This window comes from Acinetobacter sp. GW821-FHT01E09 (assembly GCF_059422385.1).
The window spans coordinates 4,162,326-4,186,220 of the sequence record NZ_JBWKWU010000001.1; the positions used below are offsets into that span (position 1 = coordinate 4,162,326).

A 23,895-nucleotide genomic window follows, 5' to 3' on the forward strand; every position below is an offset into this window, starting at 1 on the left:
TATACAAAAAAGAAATTTTTATAGCAATGTTATCTATAAAAACATGCTTTACAAACCTACCAATGTCCAAGCATTACGCTATACTTTAGCCAATTTCTAAACAAATAGATGGAAGATTCTGTGTCAATAGAGTTTGTTGCCACTTCAAAATTACCCACTGCTTATGGTGATTTTAAAATTTCTGTATTTCAAGATCCACAAACAGGTGAAGAGCATGTTGCTCTTTCTAAGGGTTTAGAAATCGCGCCTACAAACCCCGTTTTAGTTCGTATTCATTCAGAATGTTTAACTGGCGATGCCTTTGGTTCATTAAAATGTGACTGTGGCCCTCAATTGCACAACACCATGAAAATGATGAATGATGCAGGCCAAGGTGTGATTTTATATTTGCGCCAAGAAGGTCGTGGTATTGGCTTGACCAATAAAATCCGTGCTTATGCTTTGCAAGATCAAGGGCATGATACCGTTGATGCAAATTTATTGTTAAACCTACCTGCTGATGCACGTAAATATGATATGTGTAGCATCATGCTTGATCATTTACAGGTCAAACAAGTTAAACTCATTACCAACAATCCATTAAAATTAAAAGCTTTAACAGATTTAGGTATTGATGTATTAGACCGTGTACCGTTGACAGTAGGCTTAAATAAGTTCAATGAAGATTATTTAAAAACCAAACATGACCGTATGTCTCATATGTATGAGAAAGATGATTTTTAATCATAGACGTCTTGCTCAGATACAAGTGATCAGATCTTCGGTGAAGTGAGAGCTCAGTCCTAGCTCCACACATAATGGGGCGACATCCCTGTCGCCTCACGATAGAACCAGTATGGATGATTCAAGTTGATACGAAAGCAGCTTAATGAATTGACATCAAATCGTCATTGAGAAAATTTGTGTTTCAGGCTTTCTACGCTTTAAATGTAAATCAAACGCCATACAAATATTTCGAACAAAAGGCTTCCCTTGCTCCGTGATCACAATCCGATCCGCTTCAATGTTCAATAAACCATCATGCTGCATTTCAACAAGCTGTTGAATCACATCACCACGCTCAGCAAAATCCATCGCCTGATCTGACCAAGAGGTTTGAAAGGTGCACATCAAATTCAAAATATGCTGACGAATCTTTAAATCTTCGACACTTAACACATGCCCTTTCACCACAGGAATCTCATCATTTTCAAGACAAGTGTAATAGGCATCTAAATTTTTCTCATTCTGTGCAAAGCTATACCAACTATCACTGATTGAAGATAGGCCCAATCCGATCATGACTTGTGTTTTTGATGAGGTATAGCCCATAAAATTACGATGCAAAGTACCTACATGAAATGCTTGATACATCTCATCTCGATCTAAAGCAAAATGATCCATCCCAATCTCATGATAACCATGTACTAAAAGTTGCTTTTTACCTTCCTCATACAGCGTTCGCTTCATTCCATCTTTAGGTACATCATGATCTTTAAACCCACGCTGTCCATTACCCTTAATCCAAGGCACATGCGCATAACTATAAAAAGCCAAGCGATCTGGCATTAACGTATTAGTCAAATCAATGGTATGCAACACATCTGCTAAATTTTGAAATGGCAAACCAAAAACCAGATCATGGGAAATCGATGTATAGCCAATGTCACGTGCCCATTGCGTCACTCTTTCTACATTTTCAAAGGGCTGGACACGATGAATAGCTTTCTGAACAGTCTCATTATAGTCTTGCACACCATAGCTGACACGGCGAAAACCAAGCTCATACAAGGCTTGTAAATGATCTCGCGTGGTATTATTGGGATGCCCTTCAAAACTAAATTCATAACCATCTGCAATATTAGCTTTGGCTAAAATACCTTGAATTAATTGTTGTAAATGCTCAACTGAAAAAAATGTTGGTGTCCCGCCACCCAAATGGATTTCTTTAATGATGGGTCTGTCTGCTAACAACTGACAATATAAGTCCCATTCTTTTAAAACAGCTTGAATATAGGGTTGTTCAACATCATGCCGTTTCGTGACTTTTTTATGGCATCCGCAAAATGTACATAGACTTTCACAAAATGGTAAATGAATATAAAGACTGATGCCTTCAACGTGATTAGACTCATCAAAAGAGCGCTTTAAGGTCTGTTTCCATTGTTGCAGCGAAAATGATGCCTCCTCCCAATATGGAACCGTTGGATAACTGGTATAACGGGGTCCAGCAACATTATATTTTTGAATCAAAGAACAACTCATATTCACTGCTCGATACGCAATTAACATTCAGAATGCAATAAACCCAAAAATTGAATTTATCCTCAATACATTGTGCTGAGCTTAAGAATAGATTTCAACCTAGCGAATTGCTCGGGATTGCCTAGCATGTATCCGTGATACCCACAGATTTTTTAGGCTCATTCGATTCATTCACACCATGTTCAAAACATGTCTTTATAATGACTTGGTTTTGTTTTTTTAGCGTTTTATGTTTTGATGTAGAAAATTTTTCAATTCTCCTTCGAGGATGATCATGCAAAACCCGACTTCTGCAGATATTCAACGTGTTCGTGATTTCCTGACAGATTTACAAGCTCGAATCTGCTCTGCCCTAGAGCAACAAGAACAAATAGGCCACGGCACTGCAACATTTGAAATTGATGACTGGCAACGCCCTGAAGGAGGTGGTGGTCGTTCACGTGTTCTACAAAATGGTACTGTGATCGAAAAAGGCGGGGTGATGTTTTCTCACATCAACATTTCCAAACTGCCAGCTTCAGCAACAGAACGCCATCCGGCAATCGCTGGAGCCAAAGCACAAGCTTTGGGGGTTTCTTTGGTCATTCACCCAACAAATCCCAATGTTCCCACATCTCACGCCAATGTACGACTATTTGTTGCAGAACCCGAAGGGCAAGCACCAATTTGGTGGTTTGGTGGGGGTTTTGACCTCACACCTTTTTACCCCAATGATGAAGACGTTTTATCTTGGCACCAAACAGCATTCGATTTGTGCGCACCGTTTGGTGAAGAAATTTATGCTGAACATAAACAATGGTGTGATGATTACTTCTATTTAAAACATCGTGATGAACAACGTGGTATTGGTGGTTTGTTTTTTGATGATTTAAATCAATGGGATTTTGAAAAGTGCTTTGAATATATCCAAGCGGTCGCAAATGGTTATTTAAATGCTATTTTGCCTATTTTCCAAAGAAATCAGGATAAACCATTTACACCAGCCCAACGCGACTTCCAATTGTATCGTCGCGGTCGCTATGTTGAATATAATTTGGTTTATGATCGTGGCACCTTATTTGGCTTACAAACTGGTGGTCGAATTGAATCTATTCTGGTCAGTATGCCACCGCTTGCAGCATGGTCTTATCGCCCAGAATGGGATGAAAACAGCCCAGAAAAACGTCTCACTGCTCATTATTTAAAACCTAAAGATTGGTTGTCGATATTAAAATAATCTCTCGCCATTTAGGTTTCATCGTGACCAAGCTATCTTGCATTCAAGATAGCTTTTTAACCTTTACCGATGAATCCTTCTGAGAAGATAGCGCTTGAAAGATTTACTCACAATTAAAATGAGAATAATTCACGATAAGGACACTTTTTTAATTTAATATATGCTCAAACCTGACTAAGATACCAACCTTAAAATTTCCTTAATTTTTTGATAAAGTCTTAGCGTTTAAAGATTATTATAGCGGTAGAAACCAGAGGTAGGTATGAGGAATTTATTAGAAAATCACAAGGTTACACTTTCATTCAGTATTTTATTTTTATTAGCATGTTCCATTTCAACCACCATTATCTCTAACAACCATCTCTCTGACAGCATCTCAATTACTTCTAGTGTTGTTTTATCTGCTGGCTTTCTTGTTGTTTTTGCTATGATTTTTCTTGACTTCTTAGAGTCAGTTTGCAATCCATAAGCATCTTTTTTAAAGCACAACATTTCCCCAAAAACCTTCCTCTTAAAAACCAGCTTTAGCGCGATTAAAAAAGCGCTCTAAATCATCAATTTATTCAAATTTTAGCATAAGCTAAACCGCATATAGTTTGGTTGTATCATCCATTTTCACGTATATTGTCGACATTCTCTAAAAATCAACACAATCAATACTTGGACATTTGGCATGAGTAAACTATTCGCAGTCATTGGAAATCCGATTGAACACTCTCGTTCACCTGAACTACACCATGCCTTTGCAGAAAAGACTGGTATTGATCTCAACTATGTAAAACGTCTTGCCCCACTCGATGGCTTTACTGCAAGTGTAACTGAATTCTTTGCTCACAATGGCGTAGGTATGAATGTTACTGTGCCATTTAAAGAACAAGCTTTTGCCTTATGCCAACAACTGACAGAACGTGCAAAAATCGCCAAGGCGGTCAATACGCTTTGGATGGAAAACGGTGTATTGCATGGTGACAATACAGATGGACAAGGTTTAGTCGATGCGATTAAAGCATTAGACTGGACTTTAGAAAACACAGATATTTTGATTATTGGGGCAGGTGGTGCAACTCGCGGCGTGGTTTACCCTCTGGTAAAAGCGGGGGCTAAAAAAATTGTGATTGCCAACCGTACCCGTTCACGTGCAGAACAATTGGTGGCCGATTTACAAAGCGCTGTTCCTGAAGCAAAACTTTCCGCTTGTAGCCTAGATGAATTAGATGGGCAATTTGATCTTGTTATCAATGCGACTTCGGCAAGCTTAACGGGTGATGCACTGATTCTTCCTGAAACCTTAACCTTTCACCATGCTTATGAAATGGCCTATGGCAAACCTTCAAGTTTTATCGATCAAGCCAAAGCGCGCCAGATTCCAAGCTCAGAAGGCTTCGGTATGTTGGTTGGGCAAGCCATCGAAGCCTTTTATATTTGGAATGGGGTTCGTCCAAATTTAAAAGATTTTCTTTAATCATGGATGTATCTTTGTTTAAAAAATCCATAAAAAAAGAACCTCAATTGAGGTTCTTTTTAGCCAAACCAAAACCAATTACTTTAACTTGGCATCACTCAAGATCTGATAGGTTTGCTTAAATAAATCATAATCAATAAATTCAGTCGCGTCTTGATCCAAGCCAGCTACAACCTGATCGTTAAATTTATTGCGTTTAAATGCAGTATAAGACTTGGCTAAAATCTTCGCTGTTTTGATAAAATCAGCGCGTCGCCCTTTTTCAATCTCATTTTCTGCTTCAAACTTCTGCATATAATATTGCGCAAAAACGGCTTCAGTGGTTTTGTATTTCTTGACTAAATTCTGAATTTCTAAAACACTTTGCTTATCTTTCCAGACTTTAGCCACGATCTCATCAACAGCATTTCCAAGTCCATCATCATATTGGTGGTCATCTTCCAAATGATGCTTTTTCTGTAAAACTTGGACCTGTTTTAAAGCCTGACCTTTCGGATTGTAAATCTCTTCATCAGAATAAGAATAAGCGTAGACTGCCGCAATTTCCTGTAAATCTTGAGCAGAATATTGTTTGATTAGCTCAGGTTTTTCTGCAGTCAGTTTGGCAATAAATACGGCTTTATAGGTTCTTTCATAAGAACCCGTTTGTGCATACACTTGTTCAGCCAACTGTGCTAAACGCTCGTCTAAAGTTAAATATTTTTGTTCTGAACGACTACCTGTATCACCTGAAACACCCGCAATACCGCCCACAGCTTGCTCCATAATGCTGCCTTTAAAGATGTCTTTAAATGGCTTAGCTTGCTGTAAAACACTCTGATCGATCTTGCTGGCATTTCCATAATTAAGGAATTGCATATCCATCTTAACATTCAGCTTACGATTTAATTTATCAAAATCCACACCCAAATCATAATCTGCTTTTACCGCCCGGCCTTTGTTATCTAAAGACAGATCAACGATTAAAGGATTACGTTTATTTTTAGGCGGCAAACTGGCTTCAACTTCAGTATGATGTTGATTCCACAATTGTTTAAATTGTTGAGCATCAACCAACTGGTCTTTCGCATAGCCTGTAAAGGTTTTGACAAGCGCTGCATTACTTTGCTGCTGTAAAGCTTTACTGGCTGAAGATGCATCATCCTTTGCTTCAGCACTTAAAACATCAATTTCATAATGATACTGACAATATTCCACATCACCAAAACGTGGATGAGCTTTTGCTTTTGTTAAGTCTTCACATTGTTGTTCAGTTAAAATTTTCTGACGCTCTGCTGATGCTTCTGCAGACTCAGCTTCAACATTGTCATCTTCCTGCTCAGCAGCATCGGAAGCTTGGCTAGTGGAATAGTCTTCATCATCTTCAACTGCTTTTTTAGCCGCGTCTTGTGCATCTGCATAAACAGCGTCCACCTCTTCTTCAGACGCTTCATGAGATTGACGATTGACTGCACTATAAAGTTGATACATGGCGCTAGCAGCATCAGCCACTCCCGCATCATCAGTATTGATCCCCGCTGAGGCTTCTTCTACTGCTTTCATTGCAGCTTGTGCCGCTTCGTTAGCAGCATCGCTTGATTGATTTTCTCCAGTAGTATCTAAGAGTTTTGCAATATTTGTAGGACTCAATCCAAGCACTGAATTCATGAAATATTGACGATTCACTGTGGAATACAATTGCCCTTGCAAAAACATTTCTTCAATGCTGGTATTTAAGCGGATTTTTTCAACCACACCCGCTTGCTTCTCAGCTGAACTCACCGCAAGACTTTCAATTTGATTCGGAGAAGCGATCAAATAAGAGGTTGCGCCTGATTGTTTAAGAAACTCAACCAAGGCTTTTCCATTTACCTTGGCAATATCATCTTTGTATTTAGAGAAATCATAATAGGCATATTTATTCTGATCTTGTGTATTGGCCAAATAAGGCATTAAAGAAAAAATATGGGTATAGAATTTATAATTATTGAGATCCAATACTGTAGGAACACGCATTTCCACAGAAAGGTTAGGTTTTTTATACTGCGTTTCTAAGTTAAACGATGCCATTTTCTGACGATAATTCACAGTTCCATCATAACGAATCTGTAAATCATTCACGATATTTTGTACAACATCTGCCCCAATACCAACAAAGCGATTTGAATACTTAGAATCTTGCTTAGCAATTGCTTGATAAAGTTCTTTTTTCTGTGCATCGGTTAATTTGATTTTTTGATCTCTTAGATACTGATTGACCTTTTTTTCAATTGTAGGATCTAATTGCTTTGTATCAGCTGCGTTGGCTTTCTGAGCGTTATCAAGACGAACCTTGACTTGTCCACGATAATCAAAATTTGGATATTCATATAAGGCATTAAAGCCTTGAATTGCACGTTGCGGAGCGTCTTGATCTGCATTTAAAGCATTGCTTTTAATCACATGTGTAGAACATGCTGATAAACTCAAACCCAATAAACACAATGTTAATTTTTTTAAATGCATGATAGATCTACCCACTTGAATATTATAATGACAATAAAAATAACAATGAAACAATAAAAAACAAAGTGTACAAGACTATCAAAAAATCAACAAATTCACATGTGCTTTTTCTACCAAATTCGCATTTCTGACAATTTTTTTAGAGAGTCTTATCAATGTAATTCCCATATGATTATGAATAATGAAGCTATAGATTGAAAATCCAAAACTATTTTTAAATTAGGATTAAACACATGCCAGCATATAAAGCGCCGCTCCGTGACATACGTTTTTTAATGAATGAAGTTTTTGACTATTCTGCACATTATAAAACACTATCAATTGGCGAAAATGCCGATGCTGATACTGTCGATATGATTTTAGAAGGTGCTGCAGATTTTTGTGAAAATGTACTTTCTCCACTGAATCAATCTGGTGACGAAGAAGGTTGTCATTTTAAAGATGGTGAAGTCACGACACCAAAAGGTTTTAAAGAAGCTTATAACCAATTTATTCAAGGTGGCTGGCAAGGCCTGTCTTATCCTGAAGAGTTTGGTGGTCAAGGTTTGCCGATGTCATTAAACCTGATCAAATCTGAAATGATGGGGACTGCAAACTGGTCATTCACCATGTACCCAGGTTTGAGCATGGGATGTATGAATACCATCCTGCAATTTGGTACAGACGAACAAAAAAATACCTATATGCCACACCTGACTGCGGGTACATGGTCAGGAACAATGTGTCTGACTGAACCACAATGTGGTACAGACTTAGGTCAAGTAAAAACTAAGGCTGAACCTAATGCTGATGGTACTTATGCAATTACAGGGACAAAAATCTTCATCTCTGCCGGTGAACATGATTTAACTGAAAACATTATCCATATCGTTCTTGCGCGTCTTCCAGATGCACCCGCAGGTACTAAAGGTATTTCATTGTTTATTGTGCCTAAATTCATCCCTACAGCTGAAGGTACAGTAGGTGAACGTAATCCTGTGACTTGTGGTTCTATTGAACACAAAATGGGGATTCGTGCATCTGCAACTGCAGTATTGAACTTTGATGGCGCAACAGGTTATCTGATTGGTGAAGTGAATAAAGGCTTACATGCAATGTTCACCTTCATGAACACAGCACGTATTGGTACTGCTGTACAAGGCCTTGCTCACGCGGAATTATCATTCCAAGGTGCTTTACCATACGCAAAAGACCGCATGTCTATGCGTGCTCTATCTGGTAAAAAAGATCCAGATAAAGTGGCTGATGCAATCATTCACCATGCCGATGTACGTCGTATGCTTTTGACTCAAAAAGCATTTGCAGAAGGCGGTCGTGCCATGATTTATCATGCAGCTCAGCTTGCAGATAAAATGACTGATGCAATGTTACAAGGCGATCAAGCAAAATTTGAAGAATATGATGATAAGCTTGGTTTCTATACCCCGATTCTCAAAGGTTTCTTGACAGAAATGGGGCTTGAATCTGCGAATTTGGGTATGCAAGTGTTTGGTGGTCATGGCTATATCAAAGAGCATGGCATGGAACAAATTGCACGTGATGCGCGTATCGCAACTTTGTACGAAGGTACAACAGGTATTCAAGCACTGGATTTAATTGGCCGTAAAGTGCTGCTTTCATCTAAAGGTAAAGTGGTTCGTGAATATACCGCTGAAATCTTGAAATTCTGTGGTCAACATGCACGTAACAAATATATGCGTCGTTTTGCCTGGGATTTAACCAAGATCTGTGCGCAATGGAATGCTTTAACTGTTCGTATCATGCTTGCAGCTCGTAAAGACCGTGAAATCGTATCGTCTGCTTCTGTCGATTTCTTAATGTTCTCTGGTTATGCAATGATGGCTTACTACTGGGCGCAACAAGCAGCAGTCGCTTCTGAAAAATTAGCGTCTGGTAATGGTGCTGAAGTTCCTGAGTTCTATAAAGCAAAAATCAAACTTGCAGATTTCTACTTTGAACAATTATTACCACGTTCACAAGGTCATGCTGAGTCTATGGTAAATCCATCTCGTACCATGATGGCACTTGATGCAGAGCATTTTAGTTTTGATTACTAAAATTAAAGATTTCTGAAAAAACAAAGAGCGCTACGGCGCTCTTTGTTTTTAAGATATAACAGTGCAAGCTGCACTACAGTGATATTCATTCACTTGTAGCAGAAGCCTATCCTTGAAAGCCTGAACTCAAAAATGCCCTTAAGCGCTCGCTTTAATGCTTTTAAAAATTGATCTGTTTAAAAGTCAACAGAAAATTCTGTCATCCCCTACTATTGAGTTTTAGAAGCGGGTTGAGTAATGGTTTTAATCAACTTAAATCGATTTTTTTCGAGCACATAAAAACGTGTGGTCACTTGATCCACTGCATAGTTTTGATCCATATGCTCTTCTTGTGTGACTAAGAGACGGCTGTTTGGACGTGTTGCAATCACATCTTCAGTCCGTTCCTCACCACCAAAGCCATCCGCTAAAAGCTGACCCGTACGTTTATTGACAAAAGAATAGACTCTACATCCCCCGCCACAACCCCACATGGTGGTGACATATTCACCGGCAAAATCTGGTTTTTGTGTTAATGCATCTCTCAGTCGAGTACGAAACATATTGGCGCTTGGGTCTGAAAGATCAAGTTTCGCAGTCTTGCCTGTATACACAGCTTTCACAGGATAGTCGCTAAATTGGGGTACAACGTTTTTTGCATATGCCAGTGAAATGCTTGCCACAGCAAATAACATACTGATTAGAAACTTATTCATTGTGATGACCTTAACTTTTAATAGATTATTGTTTTAAGTCAGATCATAACAAAAGCTAAATTGTTGTGCTGTAGATTTATAGAAACGCTTCCAGCACTGAATTTAAAAATACATGACCTTGCGCTGTACATGCTAACTGTGTGTCATCATTCAACATCAATTTACGCTGTTTTAATGAACCAATCACCTGATCTAAATCAGACAAATTCAATCCTGTACGTTCAGGATACATTTGCGCATGAACACCCTCATTTAAACGTAAAGCATTCATCATAAATTCAAAAGGCATGTCTTGTTTTTCAATACGTTTAAATTGCAAATGTTCAGCCGGCACTTTGGCTAAGTAGTCTTTAGGCAAACGGGTTTTTTGAAAACGGTATACGCCATCAGCTTGGGTAATTTTGCCATGTGCCCCTGCCCCAATCGCTAAATAATCGCCAAATTGCCAATAATTTAAATTATGTGATGACGGTTTTTCTTTACGCCATGCAGACACTTCATAATTGATAAAGCCATTGGCCTTTAAATATTGTTCACCCTGTTCTTGAATGGTTTCCAGAACATCATCTACAGGCAAAATAGGCTGAGTGCGGAAAAAAACCGTATTCGGTTCAATGGTCAATTGATACCATGAAATATGGGTTGCCCCATTTTCGACTGCAAGTTTTAAGTCATATAAGGCTTGTTCTAAAGTCTGTTCTGGCAAACCATGCATCAAATCTACGTTGACGCGTTGAAAACCCGCTTGTTTGGCATGTTGAATGGCGGAAACAGCATCATCATTGGAATGGATACGCCCCAGCTTTGTTAAATGATCAGGATTAAAACTTTGCACCCCAAGCGATAAACGATTAATTCCAACATCTAAATAATCTGCAAAAGGATCATGTTCAACCGTCCCTGGATTGGCTTCCAAAGTAATTTCACAATCCTGCTCAAACGGGACTAAAGCTTTTAGCTGGGTAAAAAGCCACTGATAACCTTGTGCAGAGATCAATGACGGGGTTCCACCACCAATAAACACACTATGAATTTTACGTCCCTGAGCAAAATCCACTTGGGTTTTAAAGTCTTCAACCAATGCCAGTAAATATTCTTGCTCTAAATCTAAAGACAGCTTCCCATCGGGTACAGCATGTGAGTTAAAGTCACAATACGGACACTTACGGACACACCACGGCATATGGATATAAAGCGACAAAGGTATATTTTGAGGTGTTAAATCAGTCAAAGAAAGCTCAGAACAAGTTTAGAGAGTGATTATTTTAACATGACTTCTACCATCCGATTAGAACAAGTCATCAATTTGCTTTAGACTGAACACTAACAATAAAAGTAGATGAAGAAGAATGCTGAAATTATCGAGTCAATTATTGTTCCTTTTACCACTTACGATGGGTATTGGCATTGCCATGACCTTTCAAACTGCAATTAACACTCAATTGCGTGAATATCTGCATTCTCCACTACAAGCTGCCCTTTTATCCTTTTTAGTTGGTACACTATTGCTCGCTATTTTGGTGATTGTACAAGCTGAACAAAGACCAACCCTTTCAAGTTTAGCAGTGATACCTTGGTATCTTTGGCTAGGTGGTTGCTTAGGTGTTTATGCAATCAGTATGAGCATTTATACTGCACCAAAACTGGGTTTTTTAACCCTCTCAGGCTTAATTATTTTTGGACAAATTGCAATGTCGATGATCGTTGACCAATTTGGACTACTGGGTACAGATAAAACGCCAGTAAACTGGCAACGTCTTTTAGGTGGCGTGGTGATTTTTATAGGTGTGCTTCTCACTCTACAACGCTAACCAATCTATTTTCTAAGCACATTTAAAACGAGTATTTCCTGTGTCTGCATCGATAAAAGCCACAACTACCCGCTTTGAATTAAAGCAACTCTTTAACTTAATGCTCCCAATTTTAATCACTCAGTTTGCTGCCGCAGGCTTTGGATTGATTGATACCATTATGGCTGGGCATATGTCTCCCGAAGATCTTGCCGCAATTGCTGTTGGGGTAGGTTTATGGATTCCAGTCATGCTGCTGTTTAGTGGCATCATGATCGCAACCACGCCTTTAGTGGCAGAAGCCAACGGTGCGCGTACCCCAGAAAACATCCCTTCGATTGTTCGCCAGTCTTTATGGGTTGCCTTATTGCTGGGTATTATTGGCATGCTGGTTTTACAGATCATTCCTTTATTGCTGCCTTTGGTTGGTGTGCCTGAATCTTTATTGCCTAAAGCCAGTTTGTTTTTACATGCGATTGCTTTTGGTATGCCTGCTTTTACCATGTATTCAACATTACGCGGCTATTCAGAAGCTTTAGGCTACCCTCGCCCTGTCACAGTGATTAGCCTTGTTGCGCTTGTGGTGCAAATTCCGCTGAATTTTATTTTTATGTATGGGATTGGGCCGATTCCACACTTGGGAAGTGCTGGCTGTGGTTTTGCAACAGCTTTGTTGCAGTGGATCATGTTCATCACGATTAGCATTTATATTTTAAAAGCCAAACGCTACCAAGCTACACAACCCTTAAATATGTTTGAGAAAATAGACCGCGTACTGATTAAACGTATCCTCAAACTGGGATTACCGATTGGTTTGGCAATTTTCTTTGAGGTCAGTATTTTTAGTACAGGTGCAATTGTACTCAGTCCGCTTGGTGAAGTTACTGTTGCAGCACATCAAATTGCCTTATCTATCACATCGCAATTATTTATGATTCCAATGTCATTGGCTTTAGCGCTGACCATTCGTACAGGGACTTATTATGGCGAAAAGAATTGGTATGCGATGCGAAAAGTCCAGAAAGTTGGATTAATGACCAGTACCTTATTTGCCTGTATCACTATGTTACTGCTGTTGATTTTACGCCCTCAAATTGTGTCTGTTTATACCAGTGACTATGATGTTTCCCAAGCAGCGATATATTTAATTTTATTTGCAATTGGCTACCAACTTATGGATGCATGGCAAGTCAGTGCTGCGGGTTGTTTACGTGGAATGCAAGATACCAAAGGCCCAATGTGGATCACTATGCTGGCCTACTGGATCATCGCTTTCCCTGTTGGAATTTATTTGGCTCGCTATACCGATATGGGCGCCGCTGGGGTATGGACAGGACTGATCATTGGACTGACCATTGCCTGTGTTTTATTATTAACGCGTCTGTATATGAACAATAAAAGGTTGAGTCAGGCTTAAATTTCAAATTTTAAAAGCGCTTATATTTAATGCGTTTATCTAAAAAATAATGCTGTTTAAATACAGCATTATTTTTTATAAGTGTACTTTATTTTACTCAGATTGAAGCTGATAGGCTTGCTGAAACTTTTCAGACATCTCAGATTCATTGCCAACCTCTTTTACGATGGCTTGCCCCACAATGACATCAATTCCATTAAACGTCATCGTTGGAGAACCATATAACTCATAGCCGTCATTTAAAGCTTTACTGACCCGTGCACAGAAATTCACATCATCCTTACCAGTTAAATAACGATAAACTTTCATGATCCAACAACGATTAAAATATTGAACAATATTTTAATCCAAAAGCACTGAGAACAAACCGATAGCATGCTGGATATTTTAAGATTTAAAATAGCCAAGTAGAAACAAACGCTTAACAAATTAGAGTAGGCAGTTTAACAATAGTCGCCTATGATCAAAATGAATTAAGCGTTTAATCCCAATTAAAGGATGGTTACGAATGTCGAAAAGTACCAGTACCCCAGGTCGCCGCTTTATGAAACTTGCGAGTATGACTGCAAGTATCGCGACGAAAACGGTATCAAATTCAATTCGTAACTTTAATGCGGATGAAGAACAAAAAAATGAAGCGCGTAGTAAGCTGTTCCAAGATATTGGTGTTCAAATTGCAGATACCTTAGGAGAAATGAAAGGTGCTGTGATGAAAGTTGGTCAAATCGCCTCGCAATATAAAGATATCTTTCCACCTGAAGTCGCACGGGCAATTGCTAAATTGCAACGTCAAGCGCCTGCAATGCCATTTGCTGAAATTAAACAACAAGTAGAACGCGAGCTAGGCAAACCGATTGATCAAACCTTTCTGCATTTTGATGAACAACCCTTCGCAGCAGCATCTATTGGTCAAGTCCACAAAGCCATGTTAAAAAATGGCACTGAAGTTGTGGTCAAAGTACAATATCCTGGGGTAGATGAAGCATGTGAAAGTGACTTAAAACAGGTTCGTTTGGCATTACGCTTAATGGGTGTTTTAAAAGTAGATAAAAAATTACAAGATCGCTTATTTAAAGAGATTCAAGACAGTTTACATGAAGAACTCAATTACGAAATTGAGGCACAAAACTTGCAAGTTTTTAGAACATTCCATCAAGCTTTGGACACAAAAATTATTATTCCCAAAGTGTTTACAGACTATTCGAGTCGTCGCATCTTAACCCTAAGCCTTGAAAAGGGCGAAAGTATTGAAACTGCAAGTACTTGGGATTTATCTGTGCGCAATGAAATTGGTCGCCGTTTAATCTTGGCATTGGGTCAACAAATTTTCTTCTTAAAACGTTTCCATTGCGACCCTCATCCTGGCAACTTTGCTTTCCGTGAAGATGGCAGTGTGATCATTTACGACTTTGGCGGTGTAAAAACCTTATCCAATGAAATCATTACTCATTTTAAAGCCTTGGTCAGAGCTGCACGAAAACAAGATATTGTGACGATTGAAGAGCATTTAACGGTTTTAGATGCGTTAGCTGAAAAAGGTAAGTTTCCCGTAGAATTGTATGAGGCATGGCTTGAAATTTTATTACGACCACTGACTACACATTATGATTTTGCTGAAAATTCAGCACATCATGATGGCATCAAACTGGTGAAAAAATCATTGAAGTATTGGGATGTATTCAAACCATCGCCAGATACTTTAATGGTAAATCGTACGATTTCAGGACAATACTGGAATCTGATTCAACTTAAAGTCCATGATAATTTAAAAGATCTCTTTGAAGAGTTGGTGCCTTTACAAGACTAAGTTTTCTTGATGGTTTTTATTGAAGTCGATTGCATCCAGTTCTTTTAAAAGTAACATAATCAATGCATTCATTTTAAAAATTTCGTTATACGCTTCATCTAATTTTAAGGATAGAGCTTTACATTAAACTTATATTTGAAGTCTAAGCCAGATCCTCCTGCTCAGGCTTCTTTTTTTATCTCACTTTTTTCAAATCCGCTAGACAACACGAATACCCATCAAATGAAGTACTTTACAAATTAAATGTAATATTATAACATTACACTATGTTTAAATAATTAGAGGTTAAAACCATGCGCCAAGGTATCCACCCAGAATATCGTCAAGTGTTATTTCATGACACCAATGCCAATGCATACTTTGTTATTGGTAGCACGATCAAGACAACAAATACCAAAGAATATGAAGGCACACAATATCCTTATGTCACACTCGATATATCCAGTGCTTCACATCCTTTCTATACAGGTGAAATTCGTCAGGCAAGCAATGAAGGTCGTATTGCCAACTTCAATAAGCGCTTTGCCCGTTTTAAACGTTAATTGAACTGTATGTTGTGTCTAAGCCTAAGCTTCCCTCAGCTTAGGCTTTTTCATTTTGAATATTGCACATTATTTTGTGGATAAAAGCATTTGAAAAATATAAAAGCCAATCGCTAAACAGATCACACCAATAATCACACTAGAAACGGTATAAGCCAAAGCGATTGGAAACTGTCCCTGCCGAATCAGCTGGAATGTTTCCAGACCAAAACTGGAAAAAGTTGTAAAACCACCGAGGATTCCAACCATTAAAAATAATCGAGTTTCATTCTGTAAAATAGGATAGCGTTGGGTAAAAGCGAAAAAAATCCCAGCCAAGAAACAGCCCAAAATATTGATCGACCATGTTGTCCAAGGGAATAGGCTATGTGGTTTAGAAATAATAAATCCTGCACCATAACGTAAGCTTGCACCAATTGCCCCACCGCATGCGACCAATAGCCAATTCATGTTTAGACATCCTTAAAACTTTTTAAAAAACACATTTACCCACCATCCGATTTTTACAGCCCAGCTTGTGTATAAGCAACTTGTGTATAAGCAACTTGTGTATAAGCGGATAGTTATCCACAGATTAACATGGAGAAGCTTAACGATCTAATTTAATTAGCAACTCATTTCTGACATAAAAGTCCAAAGTTGGCACAACAAAGGCAAATACATCTTGTTCACGAACACCCCATTGTTGTAGCAAGGGGCAAGTAATATTGAGCACTTGCGCAGGCAGAACCTGACTAAAATCAAAAGGCATTTCAATATCCCCTTGTGATAGTTTTTCAGGTTGATCGACCCATTCTACCCATGCATGGTCTTGTTCAGCCAGATATTGAATGGCCTCATGCCATGAACAGAATAAATCTTGCCACGCATCAGGTAAGCACGGATCTGTATTGATTTGAACCGTGCTAGACAATTGATAAACTGGATCAAGTTCAAGCTCTGTTTGAATCAGCTGTTCAGAGACTTGATGAACAAATTTCTTTGCATATTGTGCTGGCATCGCATCACTTGCCAAACGGCCACTCAAAACATAAAGCTGCTGGTCAATCACAACTTGCTCGAAAATCACCGTTTTATCCTGTTGTGTAGGGGCAATATAAAAGCGCCAATTGCTTTGTTTCGGTGATGGCATCAATTTACGTAATGGACCTAAAAAAGAAAAACCAAAATGTTCATGTTGATATGTCAGTATGGTAAAAATCGTTTTCCCTTGCTTTTCCCATAACTGAATAGGCTGTGGATAGCGTGAACGAACTTGATCTATATCCACCAACCAAGACAAATACACAATATTCTTGACCTGACTTTGTAACTGTAGGAAAGGGATAAAACGCATCAAGATACGGCGTAGTTTTAATAATAATGGGCGTTCAGCAAAAAGACCGATCAGCCTCAAAATAAAGTTTGAATCTTTATTTTTAATATTATGACGATTCATACCGACCTATTTTTATGGATTTCGATGCTGTTATTTTAGCAAATATGGTTAAAGAATGGCCCATCTCAAAATATTAAATAGCATTACTGAATTATTTAACCATAGGCTATGATATTGGCACGATTTAACACGGAATTTTCACATCATGGCTCAAGATTTATTGAAACAACTTCAAGCAGGCGATGCAAAATTTGCAGATGTCATCAGTTATATTGAAGCTCGTTATATCCATACACCGACTGCATTTCAAAATGGTCAACAGCATAATGCTGCTACTGAGAACCAAGGCAGTGCCAAAGTTTTTTCTTTTGCACAATTAAATGATTTAGACCAACAACAAACACTAAATCTATTTGCAGAACATTATGCCGCTGTTTTGGCAACGCCTGATGCAACAGACCATCAGAACATTCGCCAATTTATGCAAAATGGCTGGAATGGCATCAAATTCGAAGGTAATGCGTTAACTGCAAAATAACAACAATACAATCAAGTTAGGGATCTATTCGATCCCTTTCTACACGATTATGGACGCTCATCATATTGAGGTAAACCGTCACAAATCGTATCCCACTCTGCTTTATAAGCAGTAAAAATATGCATTGTTGGCTTCTGTTCTAAAGCTGTATCTAAAGTTCCAATTCTTAAACGATAGGTATCTGGTGTCTCTGCTTTAATACTGATGATCGGTGAGCCACATTCTTGGCAGAAACAACGTGTTGTTGTTGCTGTCGATGCAAATTTTTTCAATAATTCCTCACCTTTGGTGATTTTAAAATCTGCTTTTTGAATTGGCGCATTGGTCGCAAATGCTGTGCCATTGGCTTTACGACAACGTTGGCAATGACACTCGATCACCTCTCCAATTTCACCATGAATCTCATAGTGAATACCGTCACACAAACAACTTCCTGTATATATTTTTTCAGCAGACATTGAGAAAATCTCCCTATTTCAAAGGCTATTGGCAATAGCATCAAACTAGCATAAAAGTCGCGTTTTTAATCAAAACACCATCATTTTTTTTGCCTAATCTCATCTATTGAGATATTGATGTACACCCTCACCCGCAGCACGCCCTGTCGCAAAACACGCAGTCAATAAATATCCTCCTGTCGGGGCATCCCAGTCCAGCATTTCACCACAGCAAAATACAGAGGAATTGGATTTTAGTTGTAAATGCTGTGTTAATACGGCTTGCTTTACACCACCAGCACAGCTGATCGCTTCTTCAATCGGACGAAATCCCTCAATCTCAATTTTTAAATGCTTCATCTGTTGTGCAAGTTTTTCAGGAATGTTCCATACTGATTTATCCACCAATTCACGAATCAGATTGGCTTTGGCAGCATCTAAACCTGCTTTGCGCCAGATATTAGTACTGGATTGCTTTTTGGACGGCTGTAATTTCTGAGTAAGCTGTTGAACAGTTTGATCAGGTAACAAGTCTAAATAAATCGACATCGGTTGATTGTGCTGTACCAATTGACGTAATAATCGCCCCTGCTTATAGATGAGACCACTTTCTAATCCATAATGGGTAATCACAATATCACCTTGTGTCTTTGCAGAATTTTCCACCCAAGCATCTACACGTTTAAGAGGCTGACCAAAGACAGGTTGCATATAATTCGACCATGCCCGAACCACACCGGCATTACTCGCTTGAAACGCTTCAATTTCAGAAGCAGGTAACCACTTTTGCCATGCACCATCACTGCCTAAACGTGACCATGACACAGCACCACAAGCCAGAATAATCGCATCAAAATTCAAAAGCTGTGCTTGATTGTTTCTTAGATCAAGAATTTCGAGTTGTTGCTGTTTTAAATCAGTAATTTGATGACGATAATGAAATTGAACGTGCTGCCCTGCCAACTGTTTTAACCAAGCACGTAACAAAGGCGCGGCCTTCATTTCTACAGGAAAAATTCGCCCTGAACTACCTACATAGGATTCAATCCCTAAACCATGCATCCAACTTTGAATCCACGTCGCATCCCACTTTTCAACCCAAGGTCTTAACCATTCCACATGATCATAACGTTGAATAAATTGTTCAAATGCTTCTGCATGGGAAATATTCAGCCCCGTCTTTCCAGCCATCAAAAATTTACGTGCAGCAGAAGGTTTCTGTTCAAAAACATGAACTTCATAATCAGTTGTAGACTGACTTAAAACATCTGCAGCCATTAAACCTGCTGGCCCTGCCCCGATGATGGCAATTTTCTTAATTGGCATCAGACGGCTCTGATAAGTTTTCAACGCTTTGACCCTGACGTGGTCCAACCTCATCAAAACGGGTTTGATAGTGTTCAGGTTTAGCAATAATCAATTGCTGACACAATTCACCACGTTCTAAATATTTAATTTCAAAATGCGTACGTGCTGAATCTGATGCAATCGTTTGTTTTTCATAAGGCAGCCTCCAAACATCTTTTAGTTGCTGTTCTGCTTCAGCAATATATTCAGGAATATTACTGGCTAACGTGATACTGCCATTTGGAGATAATCTGGAAAGCAAAAATTCAAAAAAAGGCATATTTAACCAGCGCTGCGCAGGATTATGCGGTTCTGGATTTGGATAGAGAATAAAAAACTGTTGTACCTGATTGGGATAAAGTGCATGCACCACCCACGGTAATGCATCAGCATGAATAGGGGTTAAATTTGTTTGACCTTCCAACTGATGCTGTTTTTGCATGGCAATAAATTTTTCACGGGTTCTTTCTATCGCAATCAATTTCAGTTCAGGGTGCTGTTCAGAAAAGAGCAAGGCATGTTTGCCCTTTCCTGCCCCAATTTCCACACAAATTGGGTTATTTTCAATACATTGAAAATCACGAGGAGCATGCATACGCTGTGCTTGAAATTGACGAATCGACATAATCAGATCAAACTAACAAGAAATCGTTCACAAGTTTAACAACTCTTTACGGTTTTTGCTTTTTTAAATGAGGATTTCCATATGTCTAAAACTTTTCCTTGCCCTCGCTGCGGTGAACCATCTACATGGGAAGGCAATGAATTTCGTCCATTTTGCTCTGAGCGTTGTAAATTGATCGATTTAGGTGCATGGGCCAATGGAGATTATACCTTACCTACAGAAGATGCACCGCAAGCTGAGGATTCTTAAGCCGTGTGCCAAGCTTATAGACACCGCAATGACTTAGCAGACTTAAACGCAAATTTTTTATTAAAAATAATTAAATAAAATTATACTCACACTTCACAATAACTGTTTATTTTTGGATCTGTATAGCGATATGATACTGCATGTTTCAATTCACACTTTATATATAAAAATTTGATTAGTTTCAATTTATAATGAAACTTGGAGTATTAAGGTGCCTATAGGCTTAAAAATTTTTGTCGCTATCCTTACAATTTTATGTGCATTTTTTACTTTTATTGGAGTATATGCGCTCGATTTTTCTCTTATCGCGATTGGAATTCTATTTGCAATAGTCATCTTATTAATCAAATTGGAAATGGTAAAGGAGCGGTGATTTAAATCAATTTAACACTATTATTAAACTATTTAATAGATCTCTTTCATAAATCAAAAAATGATCATGTTGAGCGAATCATATGGGTATTTAAAGTTCCTTCTCCCTTTGAGAAGGCTAGAATTAGGGGGGATTTTATATTGATTTATAATTTTAAAAAGGACTTATGAAAGAAGCCTAATTTTAATTTTCTCATTCTCCACGAATATTATTTCAATGATGGAGTGAATAACTTTTGCAGGAGTTATTTAAAGATGAGCATAAATAACATAGTCTATGCTTTGTTTTACTCAGATTATTCACGTTACTATTACAGATCCTTATTACATGTTGAATCATTAATAAAATATACATTTAAAACAAAAATGGTGAGTAAAATATTGATTACTTCACCATTTTTCATTTCTTATTTTTACAATAAAACCGGACAGTGAATACTTAACCCGCTTTGCTTGCCACAAAAGGATTGTGTTGCTTTTCAAAACCAATAGTACTCATCGGACCATGCCCTGAAATAAATTGAGTTTCATCAGGCAGGGTAAAACATTCACGCTGAATTGAATCCAAGAGCTGTTGATGGTTGCCTTTTGGAAAGTCAGTACGGCCAATTGAACCTTTAAACAGCACATCTCCTGTCCAAAGCACACCATATTTGGCATTGTAAAAAATGACGTGGCCTGGTGTATGTCCTGGTGCAAAACGCACTTCAAACTCTTCATCCCCTAAGCTTAACTTTTCGCCACCCTCTAACCATTGATTGACATGAACAGGCTCAGGAATTGGAAATCCATAACGGGCAGATACGTCTTGAATCATTTCTAACCAAAACAGGTCTTCTTTATGCGGACCAATCACAGGCACATTCCATTCTTTGACCAATGCACCTACCGCACCAGCATGATCCAAATGACCGTGTGTTAACCACAATGCTTTGACTGTCAGTCCTAATGCTTCAACTTCTTGTTTTAATTTCTCAGGCTCACCACCAGCATCAATCAATACCGCTTCTTTGGTTTCCGAATCCCAAACAATAGAACAATTTTGGGCGAATGCAGTAACGGGTACAATCTTGACTTGTAACATGATAATTTTCCTAAAAAACCCTATACCTGTAAATGAAACTTGAGTGTATTCAATTGAGTCTGTAAAAGTTGCTCAAATAAGTCAATATGATCCGCACGGCTATTTAATGCAGGAATGTAAGCATAGTGTTGACCACCTGCTTTTAAAAACAATTCAGCATTTTGAATCGCCAGCTCTTCCAAGGTTTCTAAACAATCTGCCGAAAATGCAGGGCTCAGCACTTGAACAGACTCAACACCTTGCGCTGCCCACTCTTGCAATAGTTGATCGGTATACGGTTTTACCCATTCTTGTTTTCCAAAACGGGATTGGAAACTGATCGCCCATTGGTCGTCTTTTAAATCTAATGCCTGTGCTACCTTAAGTGCAGTGATACGACAACGCTCTGCATAAGGATCGCCTTTATCTGCATAAGGCTGTGGGATCCCATGAAAAGACATCAACAGTTTAGCGGCTGGTCCATATTGCTGCTGATAGTCACGCACACTGTTGGCTAAGGCCTGAATATAAAGTGGGTGTTGATAATAATCTCGAATAAAACTTAAACCCGGAATATTGCGTTGCTTTAACAACCATTGTGCAACGGCATCATATAAAGGGGCGGTTGATGTTGCCGAGTACTGTGGAAATAACGGAAAAAGAATAATATGGTCATACTGCTTGTTTTTCGCATCATTCAATACAGCATCGATACCCGGTCGCCCATAGGTCATTGCTGGCACAATCTCTAAATCTAAATCAGCATTGGTACTTATTAATTTTTTTTGTAGTGATTCAACTTGTTCAAATAGAATTTCACGCATCGGTGAATCATTTGACCAGACTTGTGCATAAGCTTCGGCAACACGCTTTGGTCGAAAAGGTAGAACAAATGCATTTAAAATAATTGCCCATAAAATTTTGGGAATTTCGATGACGCGCTGATCTGATAAAAACTGCTTTAAAAAAGCCCGAACAGCTGGAGCTGTAGGCGCATCTGGTGTCCCTAAATTAGCAATAATAATCAGGACTTTAGGTTTAGATAAAGACATTTTCACCCGATTTACAGAATAGTTTATCTCGAATGATCAGCTTAACAGAGTCTTTATCTAAACAAAATTTTTTATCTTAACTCACTCAATTTATTTAACTTAAAAAATTGAAGAGCGGCTGCTAATACGTTGTGAACTTTCAAGCAGTTTCACGCATTTATCCGTCATCTGCCAGAGCATACGCTGACGATCATCACGCCCCACAGGGATGATCCATTCATTTTGACGGACTTGTTGCTTAATCGTATGCAAGGAACGCACATTAATCTGCGCTCTAGACACAGCATGCGCACGTGGCATCACCACTTGCGCATCGGTTAAACCCGTATTATTCAAATATTCATTTAAGACTTTAGAGAAAAAATCCTCAGACGTCGGTTGTCTAAATTCAACTGATAAGATTTTCAATAACTCTGCCCATGTCATCTCACGCGCTGGCGATAACTCTTTAAAATTACCATCTTGATAGGCATGCATTCGATAATCAAAATTAAACACTTCATGCAATGAAACTTTGGGTAAAGTTAAAAATGGATCAGCTTCTTTTTTCCCTTGCTCTACGGAAACATGTGCCAACTTTGCTTTTAAACGATCAATCTCATCTTGTAAGACTTGAATATTCTGAGGTCTTACCCATCCTACAACAGGATAGCGCTCTAGCATTTGTGGCATATATGAACGTACCGCAAGTTCTAAATCTCGTAAAGTTCGATAAGTAACGACTTGCTCAACTTCTTTTTGTAGTTGATGTCTAAATTCATTAAACTTTTCTTTTAGCAGCGTACTTTCTTCTTTTAAATGCGGTTCGCGAAATTCAGGACTCTCATGCATAAATACAATAATTGGTTTCTGTTTGGTCACCGCATAAATATATTCAAGATGTAAATAACTCACCCCTGAAACAGATTGTTCACCATACTGACTCCCCAACAACAATAAAACGTAATCACAGTCATCTATCTGACGACGTGCAAATGCGGTACTTAATGGTGTCCGTTGTTCTAATCCCCAAGAAAAAAACCCCATCCCTATAAGGGTTTGTGACACGACCATCCGTTCTGGCTGCATTTCTTTGCCAGATGTTGTAATAAAAACTTGATACCGTTTATCGAGCATAGGT

The 23,895-nt window shown here is 38.6% G+C and carries 24 protein-coding genes; 10 read left to right on the top strand and 14 right to left on the bottom strand.

The window, feature by feature from the left end:
- Positions 1-120 precede the first annotated feature (120 nt).
- Entirely contained in the window at positions 121-723 is a 603-nt protein-coding gene (ribA, locus tag AC07U8_RS19080) for a GTP cyclohydrolase II (RefSeq protein WP_034616453.1), read from the top strand.
- Positions 724-879: 156 nt separating this feature from the next.
- On the opposite strand, the gene hemN is transcribed toward ribA, so the two are convergent.
- Positions 880-2,244, bottom strand: coding sequence for an oxygen-independent coproporphyrinogen III oxidase (gene hemN / locus AC07U8_RS19085; RefSeq protein ID WP_151801360.1), 1,365 nt, complete (start codon positions 2,242-2,244; stop codon positions 880-882).
- Between the two features lie 274 nt (positions 2,245-2,518).
- Between hemN and hemF the strand changes: the two genes are divergently transcribed.
- On the top strand, positions 2,519-3,460 hold the full coding sequence (gene hemF, locus AC07U8_RS19090) for an oxygen-dependent coproporphyrinogen oxidase (protein WP_239044804.1): 942 nt from the start codon (positions 2,519-2,521) through the stop codon (positions 3,458-3,460).
- 282 nt (positions 3,461-3,742) lie between these two features.
- Here hemF and AC07U8_RS19095 read toward each other — a convergent pair whose 3' ends face one another.
- The gene (locus tag AC07U8_RS19095) at positions 3,743-3,952 is read right to left on the bottom strand and encodes a hypothetical protein (protein WP_035370575.1); all 210 of its coding nucleotides are present in this window, start codon (positions 3,950-3,952) and stop codon (positions 3,743-3,745) included.
- 181 nt (positions 3,953-4,133) lie between these two features.
- On the opposite strand from AC07U8_RS19095, the gene aroE reads away from it, so the two are divergent.
- Positions 4,134-4,922 (top strand): shikimate dehydrogenase, encoded by a 789-nt coding sequence (gene aroE / locus AC07U8_RS19100; RefSeq protein WP_034616404.1) that lies wholly within the window; start codon positions 4,134-4,136, stop codon positions 4,920-4,922.
- A 78-nt stretch (positions 4,923-5,000) separates the two neighbouring features.
- On the opposite strand, the gene AC07U8_RS19105 is transcribed toward aroE, so the two are convergent.
- Positions 5,001-7,406, bottom strand: coding sequence for a hypothetical protein (locus AC07U8_RS19105; RefSeq protein WP_494738418.1), 2,406 nt, complete (start codon positions 7,404-7,406; stop codon positions 5,001-5,003).
- Between the two features lie 233 nt (positions 7,407-7,639).
- On the opposite strand from AC07U8_RS19105, the gene AC07U8_RS19110 reads away from it, so the two are divergent.
- Positions 7,640-9,463: an acyl-CoA dehydrogenase C-terminal domain-containing protein gene (locus tag AC07U8_RS19110; RefSeq protein WP_004725609.1), complete on the top strand. Its 1,824-nt coding sequence runs from the start codon at positions 7,640-7,642 to the stop codon at positions 9,461-9,463.
- Between the two features lie 209 nt (positions 9,464-9,672).
- Here the strand turns inward: AC07U8_RS19110 and AC07U8_RS19115 are convergent, their stop codons facing one another.
- Positions 9,673-10,158: a hypothetical protein gene (locus tag AC07U8_RS19115; RefSeq protein ID WP_494738419.1), complete on the bottom strand. Its 486-nt coding sequence runs from the start codon at positions 10,156-10,158 to the stop codon at positions 9,673-9,675.
- Positions 10,159-10,234: 76 nt separating this feature from the next.
- Positions 10,235-11,389 (bottom strand): radical SAM family heme chaperone HemW, encoded by a 1,155-nt coding sequence (hemW, locus tag AC07U8_RS19120; protein WP_315079038.1) that lies wholly within the window; start codon positions 11,387-11,389, stop codon positions 10,235-10,237.
- A 118-nt stretch (positions 11,390-11,507) separates the two neighbouring features.
- Between hemW and AC07U8_RS19125 the strand changes: the two genes are divergently transcribed.
- Together AC07U8_RS19125 and AC07U8_RS19130 are read left to right on the top strand one after the other, a co-directional pair.
- Positions 11,508-11,969 (top strand): DMT family transporter, encoded by a 462-nt coding sequence (locus AC07U8_RS19125; RefSeq protein WP_004725603.1) that lies wholly within the window; start codon positions 11,508-11,510, stop codon positions 11,967-11,969.
- A gap of 40 nt (positions 11,970-12,009) precedes the next feature.
- On the top strand, positions 12,010-13,365 hold the full coding sequence (locus AC07U8_RS19130; protein ID WP_096735236.1) for an MATE family efflux transporter: 1,356 nt from the start codon (positions 12,010-12,012) through the stop codon (positions 13,363-13,365).
- A 93-nt stretch (positions 13,366-13,458) separates the two neighbouring features.
- On the opposite strand, the gene AC07U8_RS19135 is transcribed toward AC07U8_RS19130, so the two are convergent.
- A complete protein-coding gene (locus AC07U8_RS19135; protein ID WP_004816808.1) occupies positions 13,459-13,674 on the bottom strand; it encodes a DUF1737 domain-containing protein in 216 nt (71 codons plus the stop codon).
- Positions 13,675-13,873: 199 nt separating this feature from the next.
- Between AC07U8_RS19135 and AC07U8_RS19140 the strand changes: the two genes are divergently transcribed.
- Complete coding sequence (locus AC07U8_RS19140) at positions 13,874-15,172, top strand: ABC1 kinase family protein (protein ID WP_004816806.1); 1,299 nt, start codon at positions 13,874-13,876, stop codon at positions 15,170-15,172.
- A 293-nt stretch (positions 15,173-15,465) separates the two neighbouring features.
- The gene (locus AC07U8_RS19145; protein ID WP_004816804.1) at positions 15,466-15,714 is read left to right on the top strand and encodes a type B 50S ribosomal protein L31; all 249 of its coding nucleotides are present in this window, start codon (positions 15,466-15,468) and stop codon (positions 15,712-15,714) included.
- 69 nt (positions 15,715-15,783) lie between these two features.
- Here the strand turns inward: AC07U8_RS19145 and crcB are convergent, their stop codons facing one another.
- Both crcB and AC07U8_RS19155 read right to left on the bottom strand, forming a co-directional pair.
- Positions 15,784-16,164, bottom strand: coding sequence for a fluoride efflux transporter CrcB (gene crcB, locus AC07U8_RS19150; protein WP_209827892.1), 381 nt, complete (start codon positions 16,162-16,164; stop codon positions 15,784-15,786).
- A gap of 139 nt (positions 16,165-16,303) precedes the next feature.
- Entirely contained in the window at positions 16,304-17,152 is an 849-nt protein-coding gene (locus tag AC07U8_RS19155; protein WP_494738420.1) for a DUF2071 domain-containing protein, read from the bottom strand.
- Between the two features lie 145 nt (positions 17,153-17,297).
- Between AC07U8_RS19155 and AC07U8_RS19160 the strand changes: the two genes are divergently transcribed.
- Positions 17,298-17,630, top strand: coding sequence for a HopJ type III effector protein (locus AC07U8_RS19160; RefSeq protein ID WP_494738421.1), 333 nt, complete (start codon positions 17,298-17,300; stop codon positions 17,628-17,630).
- A gap of 47 nt (positions 17,631-17,677) precedes the next feature.
- Here AC07U8_RS19160 and AC07U8_RS19165 read toward each other — a convergent pair whose 3' ends face one another.
- From AC07U8_RS19165 to AC07U8_RS19175, 3 genes are all read right to left on the bottom strand, one after another.
- Positions 17,678-18,088, bottom strand: coding sequence for a GFA family protein (locus AC07U8_RS19165; RefSeq protein ID WP_004725587.1), 411 nt, complete (start codon positions 18,086-18,088; stop codon positions 17,678-17,680).
- A gap of 99 nt (positions 18,089-18,187) precedes the next feature.
- Positions 18,188-19,393 (bottom strand): TIGR03862 family flavoprotein, encoded by a 1,206-nt coding sequence (locus tag AC07U8_RS19170; RefSeq protein WP_494738422.1) that lies wholly within the window; start codon positions 19,391-19,393, stop codon positions 18,188-18,190.
- Positions 19,383-20,045 carry a class I SAM-dependent methyltransferase gene (locus tag AC07U8_RS19175; RefSeq protein WP_494738614.1) on the bottom strand — a complete coding sequence of 221 codons (663 nt, stop codon included), beginning with the start codon at positions 20,043-20,045 and terminating at the stop codon, positions 19,383-19,385. The genes AC07U8_RS19170 and AC07U8_RS19175 overlap by 11 nt, the downstream gene beginning before the upstream one ends.
- A gap of 75 nt (positions 20,046-20,120) precedes the next feature.
- Here AC07U8_RS19175 and AC07U8_RS19180 point away from each other — a divergent pair, with 75 nt between their 5' ends.
- Positions 20,121-20,288, top strand: coding sequence for a DNA gyrase inhibitor YacG (locus AC07U8_RS19180; RefSeq protein WP_004816790.1), 168 nt, complete (start codon positions 20,121-20,123; stop codon positions 20,286-20,288).
- Positions 20,289-21,099: 811 nt separating this feature from the next.
- Here AC07U8_RS19180 and AC07U8_RS19185 read toward each other — a convergent pair.
- The 3 genes from AC07U8_RS19185 to AC07U8_RS19195 form a co-directional block, all read right to left on the bottom strand.
- Complete coding sequence (locus tag AC07U8_RS19185; RefSeq protein ID WP_004816786.1) at positions 21,100-21,744, bottom strand: MBL fold metallo-hydrolase; 645 nt, start codon at positions 21,742-21,744, stop codon at positions 21,100-21,102.
- A gap of 20 nt (positions 21,745-21,764) precedes the next feature.
- Positions 21,765-22,775 (bottom strand): ferrochelatase, encoded by a 1,011-nt coding sequence (gene hemH, locus AC07U8_RS19190; RefSeq protein ID WP_494738423.1) that lies wholly within the window; start codon positions 22,773-22,775, stop codon positions 21,765-21,767.
- 99 nt (positions 22,776-22,874) lie between these two features.
- Positions 22,875-23,891 (bottom strand): DUF4062 domain-containing protein, encoded by a 1,017-nt coding sequence (locus tag AC07U8_RS19195; protein ID WP_096735246.1) that lies wholly within the window; start codon positions 23,889-23,891, stop codon positions 22,875-22,877.
- Positions 23,892-23,895 lie beyond the last annotated feature (4 nt).

Bases quoted from the DNA above. Each gene is read 5' to 3' on its own strand.
- hemN (WP_151801360.1), bottom strand. From the start codon at position 2,244: ATGAGTTGTTCTTTGATTCAAAAATATAATGTTGCTGGACCCCGTTAT.
- AC07U8_RS19165 (WP_004725587.1), bottom strand. From the start codon at position 18,088: ATGTCTGCTGAAAAAATATATACAGGAAGTTGTTTGTGTGACGGTATT.
- hemH (WP_494738423.1), bottom strand. From the start codon at position 22,775: ATGTCTTTATCTAAACCTAAAGTCCTGATTATTATTGCTAATTTAGGG.
- AC07U8_RS19110 (WP_004725609.1), top strand. From the start codon at position 7,640: ATGCCAGCATATAAAGCGCCGCTCCGTGACATACGTTTTTTAATGAAT.
- AC07U8_RS19105 (WP_494738418.1), bottom strand. From the start codon at position 7,406: ATGCATTTAAAAAAATTAACATTGTGTTTATTGGGTTTGAGTTTATCA.
- AC07U8_RS19195 (WP_096735246.1), bottom strand. From the start codon at position 23,891: ATGCTCGATAAACGGTATCAAGTTTTTATTACAACATCTGGCAAAGAA.
- AC07U8_RS19125 (WP_004725603.1), top strand. From the start codon at position 11,508: ATGCTGAAATTATCGAGTCAATTATTGTTCCTTTTACCACTTACGATG.
- AC07U8_RS19180 (WP_004816790.1), top strand. From the start codon at position 20,121: ATGTCTAAAACTTTTCCTTGCCCTCGCTGCGGTGAACCATCTACATGG.
- AC07U8_RS19135 (WP_004816808.1), bottom strand. From the start codon at position 13,674: ATGAAAGTTTATCGTTATTTAACTGGTAAGGATGATGTGAATTTCTGT.
- AC07U8_RS19160 (WP_494738421.1), top strand. From the start codon at position 17,298: ATGGCTCAAGATTTATTGAAACAACTTCAAGCAGGCGATGCAAAATTT.
- AC07U8_RS19185 (WP_004816786.1), bottom strand. From the start codon at position 21,744: ATGTTACAAGTCAAGATTGTACCCGTTACTGCATTCGCCCAAAATTGT.
- AC07U8_RS19145 (WP_004816804.1), top strand. From the start codon at position 15,466: ATGCGCCAAGGTATCCACCCAGAATATCGTCAAGTGTTATTTCATGAC.
- AC07U8_RS19115 (WP_494738419.1), bottom strand. From the start codon at position 10,158: ATGAATAAGTTTCTAATCAGTATGTTATTTGCTGTGGCAAGCATTTCA.
- AC07U8_RS19140 (WP_004816806.1), top strand. From the start codon at position 13,874: ATGTCGAAAAGTACCAGTACCCCAGGTCGCCGCTTTATGAAACTTGCG.
- AC07U8_RS19170 (WP_494738422.1), bottom strand. From the start codon at position 19,393: ATGCCAATTAAGAAAATTGCCATCATCGGGGCAGGGCCAGCAGGTTTA.
- AC07U8_RS19155 (WP_494738420.1), bottom strand. From the start codon at position 17,152: ATGAATCGTCATAATATTAAAAATAAAGATTCAAACTTTATTTTGAGG.
- crcB (WP_209827892.1), bottom strand. From the start codon at position 16,164: ATGAATTGGCTATTGGTCGCATGCGGTGGGGCAATTGGTGCAAGCTTA.
- hemF (WP_239044804.1), top strand. From the start codon at position 2,519: ATGCAAAACCCGACTTCTGCAGATATTCAACGTGTTCGTGATTTCCTG.
- aroE (WP_034616404.1), top strand. From the start codon at position 4,134: ATGAGTAAACTATTCGCAGTCATTGGAAATCCGATTGAACACTCTCGT.
- AC07U8_RS19095 (WP_035370575.1), bottom strand. From the start codon at position 3,952: ATGTTGTGCTTTAAAAAAGATGCTTATGGATTGCAAACTGACTCTAAG.